Source organism: Kitasatospora sp. HUAS MG31 (genome assembly GCF_040571325.1).
Taxonomy (GTDB): domain Bacteria; phylum Actinomycetota; class Actinomycetes; order Streptomycetales; family Streptomycetaceae; genus Kitasatospora; species Kitasatospora camelliae.
In genome coordinates, this window is record NZ_CP159872.1 from 1,039,724 (window position 1) to 1,056,239 (window position 16,516).

At 71.0% G+C, this 16,516-nt stretch carries 11 protein-coding genes; 7 read left to right on the plus strand and 4 right to left on the minus strand.

From position 1 onward, the window contains the following. Positions 1-320: 320 nt before the first annotated feature. The gene (locus ABWK59_RS05065; RefSeq protein WP_354638155.1) at positions 321-2,873 is read right to left on the minus strand and encodes a collagenase; all 2,553 of its coding nucleotides are present in this window, start codon (positions 2,871-2,873) and stop codon (positions 321-323) included. Between the two features lie 656 nt (positions 2,874-3,529). On the opposite strand from ABWK59_RS05065, the gene ABWK59_RS05070 reads away from it, so the two are divergent. The 3 genes from ABWK59_RS05070 (at position 3,530) to ABWK59_RS05080 (ending at position 6,522) form a co-directional block, all read left to right on the plus strand. Next, positions 3,530-3,661, plus strand: a complete 132-nt coding sequence (locus ABWK59_RS05070) for a hypothetical protein (RefSeq protein WP_354638157.1) — start codon at positions 3,530-3,532, stop codon at positions 3,659-3,661. Beyond that, positions 3,661-4,944: an alpha/beta fold hydrolase gene (locus tag ABWK59_RS05075; RefSeq protein ID WP_354644830.1), complete on the plus strand. Its 1,284-nt coding sequence runs from the start codon at positions 3,661-3,663 to the stop codon at positions 4,942-4,944. Before ABWK59_RS05070 ends, ABWK59_RS05075 begins: the two co-directional genes overlap by 1 nt. A gap of 399 nt (positions 4,945-5,343) precedes the next feature. Then, a complete protein-coding gene (locus ABWK59_RS05080; protein WP_354638159.1) occupies positions 5,344-6,522 on the plus strand; it encodes a M6 family metalloprotease domain-containing protein in 1,179 nt (392 codons plus the stop codon). Positions 6,523-6,561: 39 nt separating this feature from the next. Here the strand turns inward: ABWK59_RS05080 and ABWK59_RS05085 are convergent, their stop codons facing one another. Next, positions 6,562-7,542 carry a LysR family transcriptional regulator gene (locus ABWK59_RS05085; protein ID WP_354638161.1) on the minus strand — a complete coding sequence of 327 codons (981 nt, stop codon included), beginning with the start codon at positions 7,540-7,542 and terminating at the stop codon, positions 6,562-6,564. Between the two features lie 179 nt (positions 7,543-7,721). Beyond that, positions 7,722-9,419: an RICIN domain-containing protein gene (locus tag ABWK59_RS05090; RefSeq protein ID WP_354638163.1), complete on the minus strand. Its 1,698-nt coding sequence runs from the start codon at positions 9,417-9,419 to the stop codon at positions 7,722-7,724. Between the two features lie 707 nt (positions 9,420-10,126). Between ABWK59_RS05090 and ABWK59_RS05095 the strand changes: the two genes are divergently transcribed. Continuing rightward, on the plus strand, positions 10,127-11,188 hold the full coding sequence (locus ABWK59_RS05095) for a ferritin-like domain-containing protein (protein WP_354638165.1): 1,062 nt from the start codon (positions 10,127-10,129) through the stop codon (positions 11,186-11,188). A gap of 345 nt (positions 11,189-11,533) precedes the next feature. Here the strand turns inward: ABWK59_RS05095 and ABWK59_RS05100 are convergent, their stop codons facing one another. Then, complete coding sequence (locus ABWK59_RS05100) at positions 11,534-13,396, minus strand: serine/threonine-protein kinase (RefSeq protein WP_354638167.1); 1,863 nt, start codon at positions 13,394-13,396, stop codon at positions 11,534-11,536. 581 nt (positions 13,397-13,977) lie between these two features. On the opposite strand from ABWK59_RS05100, the gene ABWK59_RS05105 reads away from it, so the two are divergent. The 3 genes from ABWK59_RS05105 (at position 13,978) to ABWK59_RS05115 (ending at position 16,408) form a co-directional block, all read left to right on the plus strand. After that, a complete protein-coding gene (locus ABWK59_RS05105; protein WP_354638170.1) occupies positions 13,978-14,976 on the plus strand; it encodes an expansin EXLX1 family cellulose-binding protein in 999 nt (332 codons plus the stop codon). Positions 14,977-15,104: 128 nt separating this feature from the next. Beyond that, positions 15,105-15,635, plus strand: coding sequence for a SigE family RNA polymerase sigma factor (locus ABWK59_RS05110; protein WP_354638172.1), 531 nt, complete (start codon positions 15,105-15,107; stop codon positions 15,633-15,635). Next, positions 15,632-16,408: a hypothetical protein gene (locus ABWK59_RS05115; RefSeq protein ID WP_354638173.1), complete on the plus strand. Its 777-nt coding sequence runs from the start codon at positions 15,632-15,634 to the stop codon at positions 16,406-16,408. Before ABWK59_RS05110 ends, ABWK59_RS05115 begins: the two co-directional genes overlap by 4 nt. The last annotated feature ends 108 nt before the right edge of the window (positions 16,409-16,516 follow it).

The following is a 16,516-nucleotide window of genomic DNA, read 5'->3' on the forward strand; positions in this document are numbered from 1 at the left end:
GGTGGGCTCACCGGCTGCCCCAGAGAATCAGTCAGATCAGCCGCATACGGGGAGCCCTGACCCGGTCCATACGGGTGAATCCGGAACCTTGACACCGTCTTGACGGTGGGGTGATGCGAGGGGCGACGGCTCGTGCGCGGCACGGGCGCCTCGCCCGGGACCGGAACCCGACCCCCGAAACGTCCGTGACAGGCCGACCAGGACCCGAGGTCGAGCCCCGGCCAACCTGTCACATACCAGACTTGTACGATCTTTTAGACGGGTTCACCCCCACGGCCCGAACCGCCGCGCGGGGTGGCGGTGCGGCGCAACCGGCAGGGTCAGAACTTGGTCGTCACGGTGGCGCCGGTGAGGGCGGTGGTGGCGTGGAGGGTGATGTAGTTCCAGCCGGCCGGGGGGTTGGCGATGGTGAGGGTGTGCGGGCCGTCGCCGGTGGCGGAGGCGGTGTTGGCGGTGCTGTCGGCCCAGGTGGTGGGGCTGTAGTAGAGGTCGGTGGTTCCGGTGCCGGGGGTGGTCGTGATGGTGAGGTTCTGGGTTCCGGCGGGGATGTCGATGTAGAGGTAGCTGTTGTCCCGGGCGGCGGCGGTGAGGTTGGATCGGCTGCAGTTCTGGGCCAGGCGGCGGGTGTCGTCAGCGGTGCACTCGGCGGTTGAAGCACCGACCGCGACCGTCTGGTCGGCGGTCGCGGTGGCGCCGGACTTGTCGGTGACGGTCAGCCGGACGTGGTAGCTGCCCGGCTTGGCGTAGGTCTTGGTCGGGTTGGCATCGGTGGAGGTGGTGCCGTCGCCGAAGTCCCACCTGTGAGCGGTGATCGCTGCGGAGTCTTCGGTGGTGTCGGTGAGCGTGACGTTCAGGCCGTTCGCCTTGGCGGTGAAGGTGGCGGTGAGCGGCTTGCCGGGGGCGTTGCAGGCACCGGCGGCGCATTCCTCGAGCCACTTGGCCCAGTCGGCGTCGTAGCTGGTGCCGATGGAGGTGATCAGGCCGAGTGCGGCTTTGTAGTCACCGGATCGGTAGTGGCCGAGCAGGGTGTCGATGTCGGAGCGGTGGTTCTCCATCATGTAGCGGACGGCGAGGTAGCCCCAGGGGTAGATCCGGTCCGTGCCGCTGCTGTAGGTGTTGGCGAAGACGGTGCTGAGCGGGTAGGTGCCCTTGGCCGCGTCGGCGACCGCCGCGGTGTCGGTCACGCCGCGGTAGCCGTAGGACTGGTACTCGGCGAAGCCTTCGATCCACCAGATGGTGCCGGGGGTGGCGGTGGTGGCGGCGAAGTCGCCGGCGGTGTTGAAGCGGCCGTCCAGGTAGTGGGTGTACTCGTGGTTGAGGTTCCAGATCTGGAAGCTCGGGCGCAGCCAGTCGGCTTCGTAGGCGATAAACCGGGCGAGGTTGTCGGGCTTGGAGGGGTCGCCTTCCTCGTAGATGCCACCGTTGTTGGTGTCGACGCCGAAGATGACGTTGGCGTAGGTCTGGTAGTCGCTGGTGGAGTGGAAGACGTCCACCTCCATGGCGTTGTTGTGGTCGCCGGGCAGCGGGCCGGGGTCCTTGGCGAGCTTGTGGAAGTAGGCGTTCTCGCCGGTGAGGCTGTCGCAGGTGCTGAGCAGCTGCTCCTTGGTGAGCGCCTGGGTCACGATGTGGATCGTGCCGCACTGGTGGTCGATGGTCAGCACGGCCTTCTTGAGCCGGTTGGGGAGGTCGCAGGTGCCGTAGTCGGAGCAGTTGTTCTGGTCGTTGTCGTTCGCCTGGGCGGCGATGCCGACCCAGAGGGGGGCGGTGGGGCCGGTCATCGAGGACTTGGCCATCAGGTTCTTGATCATCGGGCGGACGGTGGGGGTCAGGGTGCGGTCCTGGAGGAACCGGGCCAGTTCGGTGCCGGCGTTGGACGCCAGGTAGCTCTGCGGTCCGCCCAGGAGGCCGAGGTTGTTGCTGGCGAAGGTCTCGAGGGTGGTGAGGATGGAGGGGTCGGCTTCGGTGGCGGTGACGAAGTCGGGGTTCTGGTGGCCGCGGAAGAGGACGGTGTAGACGTTGTTGACCGCGGTCAGCAGGGTGTACGAGGAGTTGTACGAGCTGTTGTAGCCGGTGAGCAGCTTCTTGAGGACGGGCAGGTAGCGGGCGTTCTGGCTGGCGCTGTCGATCAGGGTGACGGCTTCCGAGAGGACGGCGCCGTTGGCGTCGGTGGCGTCCAGGCTGTGGGCGCTGGCGTAGAAGGAGTCCAGGGCGGACTGGATCGCGGTCTGCAGGGCGCCGCCGTAGTTGCCGACGTCGGATTTGTGGTTCCACTGCACGTAGTAGCCGGCCCGGAGGTAGAGCACGAGCTCCAGGACGTGGGTGCTGTTGTCCCCCGGGTAGCTGCGCGAGGCGGCGGCCAGGGCGTCCGCCACCGTGGTCATCTGCGACCCCTGGAAGGCCAGGCGTGCATCTGAACCGGTGAGGTTGAACAGGCCGTTGATGCAGTCCGAGCCGGCGGACTGGATCGCCTGGACCAGGGCGTCGCCGGTGTTCGTGGTGAAGGCGCTGGTGGAGCACGCGGCGGCGCTCGCCTTCGGGCCGCCTGCCTTCCCGGTCGTCGCCTTCGACTTCGCCGCGGCGGACCGTGTCGGGCTGCCGTAGTTCTGGCGCAGTGCCTCGGTGTCGGACGGCAGGGGTCGACGGTCCCTGGGACGCACCCGCTTCGCGTCGTCGTCCTGGACGGCGTCGGTGGCCGCCGACTGGGGTGCCAGACCTGGACGGGGAGCGTCGGTCTTGACCTCGGGGGACGGGCTGGTGAGCTCCGCTTGGGCGCTGCCAGGCCCGTTGGTCGCGATCCCGATCCCGGCGCTCAGCGTGACGGCGGCGGCTATCAGGAGCTTGGGCAGCTTGTTGCGGGCGTGTGCGGCTTTCATGGGTTCTCCTGGTGTGGGGGCAGCACCGTGCGGCGCGCGGCCTCGTGGGGAGGCTGCGCGCGATCGGGTGATGCTTCGTCAATTACGCAGACACGGTTGACCCGTGCCGGCTGTGGGGCGCCGAGCCGATGGCTGGTCCTGGCCGATCGCCGGCTCGACGATGAGGCGACTGACAGTCAGTTCGGCGATCGTCCATGGCGGGAGGGGGAACCGACGATGACGCTCCCCGCTCCCGAAGTTCCATTCGGTACCGGGCCGTTGTCACGCCCGTGCACCACGCGTTTGCCGGTCATGTGCTCTCCTCGCCGGCAGATGGGGGTGGTTTGCTGCCGACGCATGGGAGATCGGGCGCCGGCTCGCGGCTAACGGAAAGTGCGCGAGATCTTCAGGGCGGCTGGACGCGGATGCCCGGCCCGAAGCGCTCGACCGCAGGTGGGAGGCGGTCTGGTGCGGTGTCAACATTTTCGCGATGAAGGCCGATCACGGAGATGGCGTCACTGGCTGTGAGGCGGTCCCCCGTGTCGAGTGGCCGCCACGGCTACGTGCTCCGCGCCGTCCTCCGAGCAATGCCTGCGCGACCTCCATAACACGATGTGATGAGGTGCTGGGATCTTCTGGGGAGCGCCCCGGTCGGCCACTCTTCTCCCACGCATGGGATGCATCGCACAAGGAGGAGACGTGAGACGGCCAAGAGTCTGCTGGTGATGGACGAGACGCACACCCACGAGCCGCGCACGATCGCCCTCGGCCAGCACGCCGCCTGCCACTACCCCGAGAGGACACCGTGATCCAGTCCAGCTACCGCCTCCCAGGTCTCGCCGTGGCCGACCACGTCTTCACCGTGCCGCTCGACCACACCGACCCCGGTGGCGCGACGATCGAGGTGTTCGCCCGGGAGCTGCGCGATCCGGCGAAGGCCGCCGACGACCGACTGCCCTGGCTGCTGTACCTCCAGGGCGGCCCCGGCGGGAAGTCCCCGCGCCCGCTGAACGCCACCGGTGGCTGGCTCGGCCACGCCCTGAAGACCCACCGGGTGCTGCTGCTCGACCAACGCGGCACCGGCCGAAGCACTCCGGTGACCGCACGGACCGCCGCCCGGTTCGGCTCCGCCCGCGAACTGGCCGACCACCTGGCCCGATTCCGCGCCGACTCGATCGTCGCCGACGCGGAACTGATCAGGCAGCGGCTCTGCGGAGACCTCCCCTGGGAGACCCTCGGCCAGAGCTACGGCGGCTTCCTCACCCTCAGCTACCTCTCGTCCGCGCCCGAGGGCCTGCGCGCCTGCTACGTCACCGGCGGCCTGCCAGGCCTGGACGCGACCGCCGACGACGTCTACGCCACCACCTACCCCCGTGTCCGGGAGAAGGTGACCGCCTACTACGCCCGCTACCCGCGCGACCGCGACGTCGTGCGCCGATTGGCCGACCTGCTCGACCGTGAGCCGGTCCGTCTCCCCGACGGCGACCGGCTCACCGTACGGCGGTTGCGCACCCTCGGGCTGGTGCTCGGCATGGGAGACGGCGCCGAGCGCCTGCACTGGCTGCTCGACGAGGCGCTCGATCCCGACGGTGAGCCCTCGGCCACCTTCCTGCAGCAGGTGATGAACCTGACCGCGTTCACCGACAACCCGCTCTTCGCCGTGCTCCAGGAGTCCATCTTCGGCCAGCACGGCGTGGCCACCGGCTGGGCCGCCGCCCGGGCGCTGACCGCTCACCCCGAGTTCGCCGAGGACGCCGACCCGCTGCTGTTCACCGGCGAGATGTTCTACCCCTGGATGTTCGAGGAGATCGCGGGGCTGCGCCCGTTCAGGGACGCCGTCCACCTGCTCGCCGAACGCACCGACTGGCCCGACCTCTACGACCCGGCCCGGCTCGCCGCCAACCAGGTCCCGATCGCCGCCGCCGTCTACCACGACGACATGTACGTGGACGCCGGCCTGTCCCTGCGCACCGCCCGCACGGTCGGCTCGCTTCGTACCTGGGTCACCAACGAGTGGGAGCACGACGGGGTCACCGCCTCCGGCGACCGCGTCCTCGCCCGCCTGATGGACCTCGCCGCCGGCCGCATCTGACCCTCCCCGCCCGCACCCCCGCTCCCGGAACAGCCTTGAGGCGCCATCCACGGCGCTGTGAACCGGCCACCGCCGCACTGCAGTTCCCGAGTGCCGAACGGACCCTCAGATGCCGCTCAGCGGTGTGTCCCGGGTGGCCGTGCGCACAGGCTTCGGAAGGAACGTCCCGGCTTCCATAACGCAACGTGATGGACAGCTGGGAGCTACCGAAGGCGTCGATCGATCCGGACGATAGCCTGCACGCTCCCCGCACGGCGGCAGTGGACGACCTTCGCGGGAGCACTCAGGACACCCTGCTGACCACCCGTGAGAGGAAGGCCAGCCGGGCTCGTCACCGGATCGATCTCCTCGGAGGCTCCCATGGAACCCTCAGCCAGACGCCGGCGCACCCTGCCGGCAGTGCCCATACTCATCCTGGCCGCCGTGCTGGCCCTGGCGGCCGTCCCCGTCCAGCCCGCCCGCGGGTCCAACGGGAGCGCCTCGGCATGTGCGCTGCGGGGGACGACCGGGTACACCGACGAGGGCCAGCAGACGGACTACACCCGGTTCCAGAACCCGATCGGCACCAAGCGCATCGGCTTGATCTACGTCGACTTCCCCGACGCCGGAGGCACCGCCCAGCCCCTCACGTCGTACTACGACACGCTGAAGGGCGCCAAGGACTGGATGTGGAACGCCTCCTACGGCAAGACCACGCTGGACATCCAGGTGCCGTACGCCAACTGGGTCCGCATGCCGAAGAACTCCACCGCCTACAACTGGGAGCGCGGCTTCTCCTGGTCGACGCACCAGGTCTACGTGAAGGACGCGCTCACCGCCGCGGCCGACGCCGGAGTCGACCTCTCCCGGTACGACATGTTCTACGTCGTGCCGACCGCCACCGCGAGCGCGATCAAGCACTCCCCGACCTTCGTCCAGGACCCCGCCGCGCCGACCTGGGTCTGGAACGGCCGGACGAACAGTTGGGTGCCGATCCACTGGGCGGTGACCTTCGGTCAGGACATGTGGACCTGGGGCTACAAGGTCGCCGACCACGAGACCGGTCACACCTTCGGCCTGCCCGACCTGTACGCCTTCAACGGCGATCTGAACCAGTACGTCGGAGGCTGGGACCTCATGGGCAGGATCTCCGGCCCGGCCCCGCTGTACTTCGGCTGGCAGGCGTGGAAGCTCGGCTGGATCACGGACAGTCAGGTGTCCTGCCTGGACAGGACGAACACGTACTCCACCACCCTGACCGGGCTGGAGTACGGGGGCAACGGCTACCGGCTGGCGGTGATCAGGACCAGCCCCACCACCGCCTACGTCGCCGAGTCCCGCAAGGCCGCCTACAACGACTCCAGGGCCTGCGCCACCGGGGTCGTCATCTACAAGGTCGACACCTCCGTCGCCACCGGCAGCGGGCCGATCCGTGTGGTCAGCAACCCCGACGCGGCTGCGCCCACCGGGAACTGCACGGCGCTGGACATGCAGACCTGGCGGCCCGGCCAGTGGTTCCAGGACGACACCGCGCGCATCCGGATCTACGTGAACGCCTCCGACGCGTCCACCGACACGGTCTGGACCTACAAGTGGTGACCGGCTAGCCCCGGAAACGCCTCAGCGGCACGCCACCGCTCACCAGGCCGCCGCCGTGCCCTGCGGCGAGGCGGCGGCCCGGTGGCGTGCGAGCCAGCTCCGGTAGACCGCGCTGCGGGCACAGGCCGCCCGGTAGGCCTCGGTGACGTGCTGCACGAGCGAGGGGCCCGACTCTGCCAGCGGCCCCTCCTGGTGCCATGCGAGCAGATGCCGGTACCAGAGTGGATTGCCGGCGATCGGCCGCACCGCAATGCCTGGCATCTCCTCGAACGTGGCCTGGCAGAAGCTCACCGCGTGGCCGCTGCGGACGACGTCCAGGACGAGTCGGCCCTCCACCTCGTGGACGGCACGCATGCGATGGCCCAGGACGAGCAGGGTCCTGGACCAGTACTCGCGGATCCGATCGTTGTCCGGACGAGGAGCGGCCCAGTCCTCGTCCTCGAGATCCGCCAGTCGGACCTCCTCCCGTGCCGCCAGCGGATGAGCCGCGGGCAGTGCCACGAACAGTGGTTCAGTGGCGATCGGCTCGACGGCGACCCCGGGAGGGAGCGCGAGCTCGTAGCCGGGACTGTCGCCCACCACGGCCGCTTCGAGCCGGCCACTCGCGATGTCCTCGACGAGCGGGACCGGGCACCCCTGGCCCCGCGAACTGATCTCGGCCTCCGGGTGGTGCGACCTGATCGCGGTGATCAATCCGCCGAGCAGAGGAGCGTTGACGGAGCCGAGCCGGAAACGGCGCGGCGAACTGCCCGTCTGCGCAGCAAGGGTGGAGACCTCCAGCAGTTCGTCGACGGTCGGCAGCACCGCCCGTGCCCGGCTGAGGATCACCTCTCCGAACGCGGTCGGGACGACACCCGACTGCGCGCGGCTGAAGAGCTCACCCCCGAGCACCCGCTCGATTCGCGTCAACTGGGCGCTGAGGCCGGGCTGGGTCAGCCGCAATGACGCGGCGGCCCGCGTCAGGCTGCCGCTGTCCGCGATGCTGCAGATGATCCGGAGATGCCGGAGTTCGAGCTCCATGGCGAGATCGTATGAAGATCACGCACATTCCAACAGAGGTGCGTCGGCAGGAAACCGGCCGTCCGCTCGACGCGGCCGACCCGGGCTGGAGAACGGACCGGCGGGACCTGCTCGCGGGACGCCGCCGCGGTTTCCCGCCCGTCAGGGACCGCACCGCACCCGGCAGGATCGCCCACCGGTCAGCCCATGGTGAACAGAAAGCTGCCGGAGTGGTAGTAGTCGGGCAGGTGGACAAGGGGCGATCCGACGCGCGGTGGGTCGGTGTTCGGCCAGTTCTGCGGGCCGAACAGATGAGAGGCGTAGTCGCTCGACGGGACCGGCGGTACGAACCACAGCCGGACTGCGCCGGATGTGGCGTCAGGTGCGAAGCGCCACAGCTGCTTCGTGCGGTCAGGACCGGACAGGCAGCCTCGGAGCACGACCATGACGAGATTCCCGCCGGAGGTGGTCCCGTCCAGGCACGTTCCCGTGTCCGCGTTACGGAGCTGGTAGGTGTCCTGATCGGCCGCGATGCGCTCCCAGCGCTGGGACGCCCGGTCGGTGCACTGCTGGAGTTGCAACGGGCTGCCGGCGCTCCGACCGGTGATTCCGACGCAGAGCCCCGAGCTCCGGTTGACGAGTCGGAAGCCGACGGGCTCAGGCGGTGGCGGTACGACGACCACGGTCGGTGGTGGGGTCGACGGGGTGGGAGACGGGAGGGCCGTCACCGAGGCGGTCGGCCTGCCGGGAGACGGGGATGCCGACGGGGAATCCGACGGCGAGGCCGACGGCGAGGCCGACGGCGAGGCCGAGACGTCCACCGGACTCGCGCTCGGGGCACTCGTGGGGAATGCCGATCCCACGGAGGGCGGGAGTGGGAGGGCGCCGGCCAGTGGAGGGTGTGTTTCCGCAGCGTCCACGGTGGTGAGCGCCACCCCGGCGATGACCAGCGCCGCCACGACGGCGGCGAGGGCCACTGGAGCACGTAGCCCACCGGGGCGTCGGCCGTCGGGGCGTCGGCCGTCGGTGTGTGGCGGAGACACGGGAGTGTCAGGGGTGGACCGTGGTACGGCTGTCGACGGCAGCCGCGAGGAGGCCGCGACCACCGGCAGCGCCGAGGACGACGGCTCTCCCGTCCACAGCAGCAGTCCCCGGAGCAGAACCGGCCGCTGCCAGGTGTCGATGGCGACGAGCTCCGCGCGGGCGTGACCACAGCTCTCGCACCACGAGAGGTGGTGATCGAGGTTCTTGGTGTCGTCGGCGATGCCGCCGCGCCGGACGAAGTCCCCCAGGGCGGCGGTCAGGTGGCGGCAGGGCCGATGAGGGACGCGCGAGGCGTACACCTGCAGATAGGCGTCGTAGAGGATCTGCCTGGTCGGCGCATCCGGTTCGGGTCGAGGTGTCGGCGGGTGACCTGTCGGATCCTCGAGACTGCGCCACAGTGTGGCCTGCTGTCGATCCGACAGGCTCAGGAACGCGCGCAGGAGGTACGAGTCCGCTTCCGCCGCGGCGACCGCCGCGCGCGCCGACGGGGCCGCCGGATCCGGCTGGGGCAGAGCGTTCACCCAGGCGACGAAGCCGGTGCTCAGCGCCGATTCGCGTCCGGTGTCCGCCCAACCGGCCGCGACTCCCCTCACCTCGGCCAGGAGGTCCAGTCGCCGGCTCTCCGTCGGTCCGGCGTCGGTGTGGACGGCCTCCAGGGTTCGCTCGAAGGACTCCTCCACGAGCTTCTCCGCGGCACGGGCCTCCCCGCAGAACAGTCTGGCGTAGGTCCTCACCGCGCGTGCGTGACGCTGCGTCATGTCCGCACCGGGAACCGAACGACCGGGTCCGTCTCCTTCTCGGATCAGGAGCGCCGCTTCGGCATCTGTGGCCGCGTCAGTCACCGAGTCCGGCATCTCTTCTCCTCTGTGCGCCCCACGGGGGTTTGCGGTCGAACGGTCACCGCGCAATGCGGCAGGGGGGGCGTGAGCGTCGCAGGCCGTAACGGGAACGCCACCGGCATGGATGCCCCGGAGGCGCAGTAAATGGTGACTTCGCACTCGGACGTCCTGTCGAACGAGCCCGCGACACCGCCCCCCTGGCGACTCTTCTACCTGCCGGTAGAGGATGTTGGCCGCGATGAACTTCCACGTCAAGGCCCTGTGGCGCAAATGTGATCATCGCTCATATATTGCAAGACAATCCGTCAACAACGTTCAGCGGGAATGGAGATGGAAGGAAGCGGACCAGACGATCCGACGCCTGTGAATTCATCGACACGGCGGCTCGACCGGGCCACGCCGCTTATGCGGGCTCGGCCTACCAGCGCAGGCGAGAATCAGTCCGGTCGATTGACGCGCCCCGCTCAACCCTCCGGGACGTCACGCAATTCGGCTCTGGCGAGGATCCTGCGTTCGGGCCCTTGAGGTCATGGGCTCCTGAGACGGTGTCAGGCGTGCGGTTCGCGGAGGCTTGCTCCCTCCACCCCACCTGGCGTTCACCTCCGCACGGGCAGCGACGTTCACTCGTCCGCATGAACCACCACACCATGCCGGACTGGCACGCATGCGAACGAGTGTCGCCCTAGTACGTTCCGACACCAGCCGGGCGAAAGGGGCACACCGTGACCACAGCGGTTCTGGACTACCGAAGCAACGCGATCGTCGAGCTCATGCAGGTGGCCGTGGAGGACTGCGACGAGCAGTGGCTCAGGGACGCGCTACAGCGGGCGATCATGCTGGAGCTGGCGACCATCCCGCCGTACGCCAGCGCCCTCTGGTCGATCAAGGACCCTCAGGGCGAGGTCGCCAAGGCGATCCGCGAGATCGTCTTCGACGAGATGTCCCACTTCGGGCTGGTGTGCAACATGCTCACCAGCATCGGCGGGACACCACGGCTCACCGGTCAGGGCACCGTCCCGACATACCCGGGCCCGCTGCCCGGCGGCGTCCGGCCCGAACTGGAGGTCTACCTCAGCGGGTTGAGCAGGGACTCGGCCTTCCTGTTCTCCGAGATCGAGAAGCCCGACCACCCGATCGCCCTCACCGAGACCTTCACCTCGATCGGCGCCTTCTACAGCCGGATCGCCGAGGTCTTCCCGACCTACGCCCACCTGCTCACCGGCCGCCGGCAGGTCACCTTCTCGCTGTCGGGGCAGCACGGGGCGGGCAACGACATCGTCCCGATGAACACGATCACCGACGTCCTGAACGCGATCGAGACCATCAAGGCGCAGGGCGAGGGCACCGACGCCTCGCCGGAGAACCCGTTCCCCGGCCACCCGGACGAACTGGCCCACTACTACCGGTTCCGCGAGATCTACCACGGCCGGAAGCTGATCAAGATCTCCGACTCCGACCACCCCAAGTGGGACTTCCAGGGCGACCCGATCCCCATGCCGGACGCCCACCAGGCCGCACGGGTGCCGGACGGCGGCTGGGCCAACGACCCCGCGAACCGGCCCACCCCCGACACTGCGGCCGAGCTCCAGACCTTCAACGGGCACTACAGCACCATGCTGCGCGCCCTCGAACAGGCCTGGCAGGCCGACAGCCCCATGCCGCTGATCGGCCAGGCGATCGGAGCCATGGGCAGCATGCGCAGCAGCGCCGGTACGGTGGTGACCGTCCCCCTGCCCGACGGCAGCGGGAAGACCTACTGTCCGGAGTACTTCTACACCGTCTAGGGACGCGACCTCGACCAGAGCGGACACCGCCGGCCCCGCCACCTCGCCCGCCCCACCCGACGGGGTCGCAGGTGGCGGCGGCCGGCGGTGGGCTTCCTGCCCCTCCCGACATGACGGAGGCGCCCGACCCGTTCGACGACGGCGGCAGCGGGGCGTCCGGCCGCTCCGGCGAAAACCGCCGACACCGTGCCGCCGAGTGCTCGACCGCCGCCCACGGGCTTCAGGACTGCGCCGCTGCGTACTCCGTCGCCTCCGGCACCTGCTCGAACGCCGTCAACTCGTCCACGTTGTCGATGCGGTGCCCCTGCGCTGTCGGCGGCCACGAGGCCCAGGCCGCCCCGCCAGTCACTGCGGGCTGAACGTGGTCAGGGCGGAGTCGAAGAGCTGCCGGCCCGCCGGCCAGTCGACTTCCGGGTACCCGACGTAGATCAGGTACTCCTTGCCGTTCGGTGCGATGTAGGACTGAAGGGCCGCGTGCCGGGGACCGTCGGCGCTGTTCCAGGTGTACTCCCACACGGCTCCGGGGCCGCCCTGGTAGGTGTTGGCCGTGAGCGCGATCCGCCGGTAGTCGGTCAGCGAGGACTGGTTGGTCGACTCCAGGTTGAGGAGGTGCGTTCCGGGAACGACGCCCTCGCCGGGGTTCACGGCGAAGCTCAGCAGGTGCCTGTTGCTGTCCGGGGTGTAGCTGATCCAGGGGTCCTCGACGCTGCGGGGCCACCCGTCGGGCACCGCGACGCGGAACCCTGCGGGGTCGTCGACCCACTGGTAACCGAAGGGTGCCGGCGATGTGGGCGTGGGAGTCGGGGTCGGGGTCGGGGCCGGGGTGGGAGTCGGGGTCGGGGCCGGGGTCGGCGTGGGAGTCGGGGTCGACACGGCGGTGGTGGGTGGCGGATCCTCCGCGTAGGCGCCCTGGTAGACCGCGTACACCCCTCCAGCCGCCGCCAGCAGCACGACGACCGCCCCCACGGCGGCCCTGTTCCGACCGCTCCGGTGCAGTGCGACGAGCAGGACGGCCATCGCCACGATCAGAGCGAGTTCGGTGATCCCGGTCGGCACCGGGTCGGCGTCGTTGAACACCTCGTACGTCAGTCCGGCCCCCGCCAGCAGCGCCACGATCGCGGCCGTGACCACCACCCCGGACGGCCGCCCGCGCCTGCGCCCGCCCGCGCTCTCTCCCTCACCGACTGCCTGACCGCCGACCGCACCGCCGGCCCCCGTCGGAGGTCGCGCCGGAGGACCGGCCTCGGGCCGCACACCAGGGGACGGCCGGACCGGCGTCGTGCGGATCGTCCGGGTGGGCTCAAGGGCGGGCTCCTCCTCGACCCCGGACTTGTCCTCTTCCTCGGTCGCCGACACCTCCGACGGCGGGTGGGTCGCCGCGACCCGCGAGGTAACCACCGTGCTCCCGGACGCCACCGCCGCGAGCAGGCGCCGCACACGGTCGGCCGTCGGCCGCGCGCCCGGGTCCTTGCGCAGCAGTGCCTCGACAACGGGGCCGAGCGTCCCGGCCCGTCGGGGTGGGGGCAGGGCGTCGCTGACGACGGCGTGCAGCGTGCTCGCGGCCGTCCGGCGGCCGAACGGCGGCCGTCCCTCCACCGCCGTGTACAGCGTCGCGCCCAGCGACCACAGGTCGGACGCCGGACCCGGCTCCTGCCCGGTGATCTGCTCCGGGGCCAGGTAGTCGGGCGATCCCGCCACGTCACCGACCCGGGTGAACCGCGCGGAGCCCTCGAACGCCGCGATGCCGAAGTCGGTGAGCACGGCGCGGCCGCCCTCCGCGAGCAGCACATTGGCGGGTTTGACGTCCCGGTGCACCACACCCGCCTCGTGTGCCTGCTCCAGGGCCGACAGCACCTGGGCGCCGATGCGGGCGACGTCCCGGGGTGGCAGCGGGCCGTCCGAGGCGATCACCTCGGCGAGCGAGGGTCCGTCGATCAGCTCCATCACGATCCACGGCCGGCCCTCGTGCTGCAGGACGTCGTGCACCGTGACGACGCCGGGGTGCTTGATGCGGGCGGCCGCCCGGGCCTCCTGCTCCATCCGGGACTGGAGGACGGCGACCTCCTCGTCCGGCAGCCCGGCGACGTTCAGCTCCTTCACGGCGACGTCCCGGTCGAGCACCACGTCATGGGCCCGCCACACCGTGCCCATCCCGCCACGCCCGAACCGGTCCCCCAACACGTACCGCTCGCCCAGGAGAGCGCTCATCGGGTACCCCCTGTGAACCCCGCTCCCCTCCAGTCTCCCGCGGCCCCTCCAGCGACACCACCACAGCCATGACGCCGCGCGCGGGCGTCCGTCCATCCGGCGGACGACCGGCGGCACCGTCCTGGCCCGCAGGAACCGGCACAGGAGGACCGCCCGCGGGCCTCATGGCTGCGCCGTCGCTGCGCACTCCGGGTGTCCCAGGCCCGATCCCACCTGGTGATCTTGTCGCCCTCGACGTACGGGCGACTGCACGGGAAGGTGCCGACGGCCTGCGACCTCCGGCGCCTGCTCCGGGGGCGGCCAGCCCACCCAGTCCGCCCGGTTCCCTCGGCGGACCTGTGGACCTAGGAGAGCAGAGGCGGGCAGGGCGCGCGCCGGTAGCCGAACTCGCCGCCCGGCGGTTCCCAGACCGCTTACGGCCGCGGCGTGGTGGACGGCGACCAGTCCTGAGCCCCGGGGCGGGGCGGCCCCGGGCGGCCGCTCCGCTCCGGTCGCCGAGGGTCCGCACGCGACGGCAACCTTTTCGCCACCGGCGGCCACTGGGGTGTGCAACAGCGGCGTGATCTACCGAACGGACGAGCATGAGCACAACGAAGCACGGCGCTCCGCGGGAGCGGCGCGGGCGGAACCGCGGACGGGTCGTCGGCATTCCACTGGTGTTGACCGCGGTAGGAGTGCTGGCCTGCCTGGCCGTCGCGCTGCTCCCCGGGAGCGGCGCCGAGACCGGCCGGCCGGCCGGCGCGGCCGTGGCGGTGGCCCCGGCGGGCGATTCGGCGGGTGATCCGACGGGTTCCGGCTCCGTTGAGCCGGCGGCCGGCGCGCCGACCACCTCGGCGCCGCCGTCGGCCTCTGCCGCCGTCTCCGCCGCCGCCACCCCGGCTGCCCCGGCACCGGCCCCGGCATCGGCCTCCGTCCCGGGCAGCCCGCGTTCCGCTTCCGCAACTCCTCCGGCGGCGCCCGCGGCGGGGCGGATCCGGCCCGCCACCGGCTACCAGGGCGTGGCGACCGCGTACGAAGCCGGCGACGGCAACGGCGCCTGCCTGTACGGTCCGTCCGCCGACATGATGATCGCGGCGATGAACCACACCGACTACGAGTCGTCCCGGGCGTGCGGTGCGTACGTGCTGGTCCGGGCCGCCAACGGGGCCTCGATCACGGTGCGGATCGTCAACGAGTGCCCGCTGCCCTGTGCTCCGGGGCAGCTCGACCTCAGCCGGCAGGCGTTCGCCGAGCTCGCCGATCCGAAGGTCGGCCGGCTGTCGATCACCTGGAGCCTGCTGAGTCCCGCCGCCGCACCGGACACGCTCTCCGTCCGGTACAAGACCGGGTCCAGCCGCTACTGGTGCGGCATCCAGGCGATCGGTCACCGGAATCCGGTCGCCGCCCTGGAGGTGCGGACCGCCGGCGGCTGGCGGCAGCTGCCGCGTACCGACTACAACTACTTCCTCGCCGCCGACGGCAACGGCTGCGGCTCCTCGATCAGGATCACGGACATCTACGGCGAGCAGCTGACCGTGGACGGCCTCGCGGTGAGACCGGATGTCGTCCAACCCACTCGAGTCCAGTTCGCCCGGCGGTGACCGTGGCATCCATCCACCGCCCCGGTCACGCCGCCGCAGCCGGCCGCCGTTCGGTCGCGGTGACGGGCGCTGTTACGCTCGAGCCGATTGTTAACGCAAACATCGCAGGGAGAGGGCGACCGGGGGAGATGCGCCTCGAAGACGCGTCCGCGGAGTTCCACGACTTCTTCGAACGCCACTATGCCGAACTGGCCCGACTCGCCTTCCTGTTGACCGGCGAGCCGGACGCGGCCGACGACATCGCCGCGGACGCCCTGGTGGCGCTGTGGCGGCACTGGGACCGCTTCCGCGCGGCCCGCCACCCGCTCGCCTACGCCCGGGGCGTGGTGGCCAATCTGGTGCGCGAGCGCATCCGCAGCGCCGTCCGCGAGCGGCGCAGGGTCGCGCTGTTCTGGTCACGTGCCCCCGAGACGATCGAACCGCCGGACACGGCCGGCACCTTGGACATCCGGGCGGCGCTCGCCCGGCTGCCGTTCCGCAAGCGGGCGTGCGTGGTGCTGCGCCATGCCTTCGACCTGTCGGAGAAGGACACCGCGATGGCACTGGGCATATCGGTCGGCACGGTGAAGAGCCAGACCTCGAAGGCGATGGCCGAGTTGGAGCGGCTGCTCGGCGTACCGGCGGCCGGCGAGCCGGTGACGGGAGGGAGGACCCGGTGAGCGAGGAGATCGGCCGACAGCTGCGCGAGGCTGCCGAGCACCACCATCCCGACCGGGCCACGATCGTCGCCCTGGTCGAGCACCGCGCGGCCGGCCCGGCGCTCCGACACCGCGCGCCGACGATCGCCCGGTCCGGGCGGAGGGTGGCCCTCGCCGCCCTCGCCACGGCCGGCATCCTGGCCACCGGCGGCCTCGCCGTCGCCGGCATCGTCAGCGGGCCGCCGCCGTCGCCCGCCGCGACGCCGCCCGCCGCGACGTCCCCCGCCGCACCGTCCCCCGTCGACAGCCCCACCCCGTCCACGCCCTCCACGGCCACCGGTCCGGCGCCGAGCGCCACGGCGGGCGGACCGCGCCCGAGTCCGCCGGCAGTCGGGCGGATCCAGAACGGTCCGCTGTGGACCGAGGGTTCGGTGGACGCGCACAGCACGGTCTACTGGAGTCAGGGCAACCTGGTTCTCGGGGCCGCCCAGCCGCTCACCTCACTCACCGTGGAGCTGCGGATCGCGCAGACCGGCGGGGTACGCGACACCGGCAACTGGCGGACCCTGCCGGCCGACGACTTCGCGGTCACCGTCCAGGAATCCGGCGGCTCGCTGGTCTACCGCTGGGTCCTCAAGCCGGGCCGGACCGTACCCGCCGGGCAGCACGAGTTCGCCGCGCAGTTCAACCACGCCCCCGGCGTCCGCGTCGCGGCCGGCGACGGCTACCGCGTCGACGCCCGGGCCGCCGGCGGCTCCATCACCCTCCGAGGAGGTTTCGCCTCGGCGCGCTGAGGGTCGGGGACGGGTGTGAGCGCTCACCGAGTTCCCGTCAACACCGGGCGAGGCCCCGAGTACCTGCCGAACCCCGCTGGTACGGCGCCCGGGCGCCTCCCCGCCCGG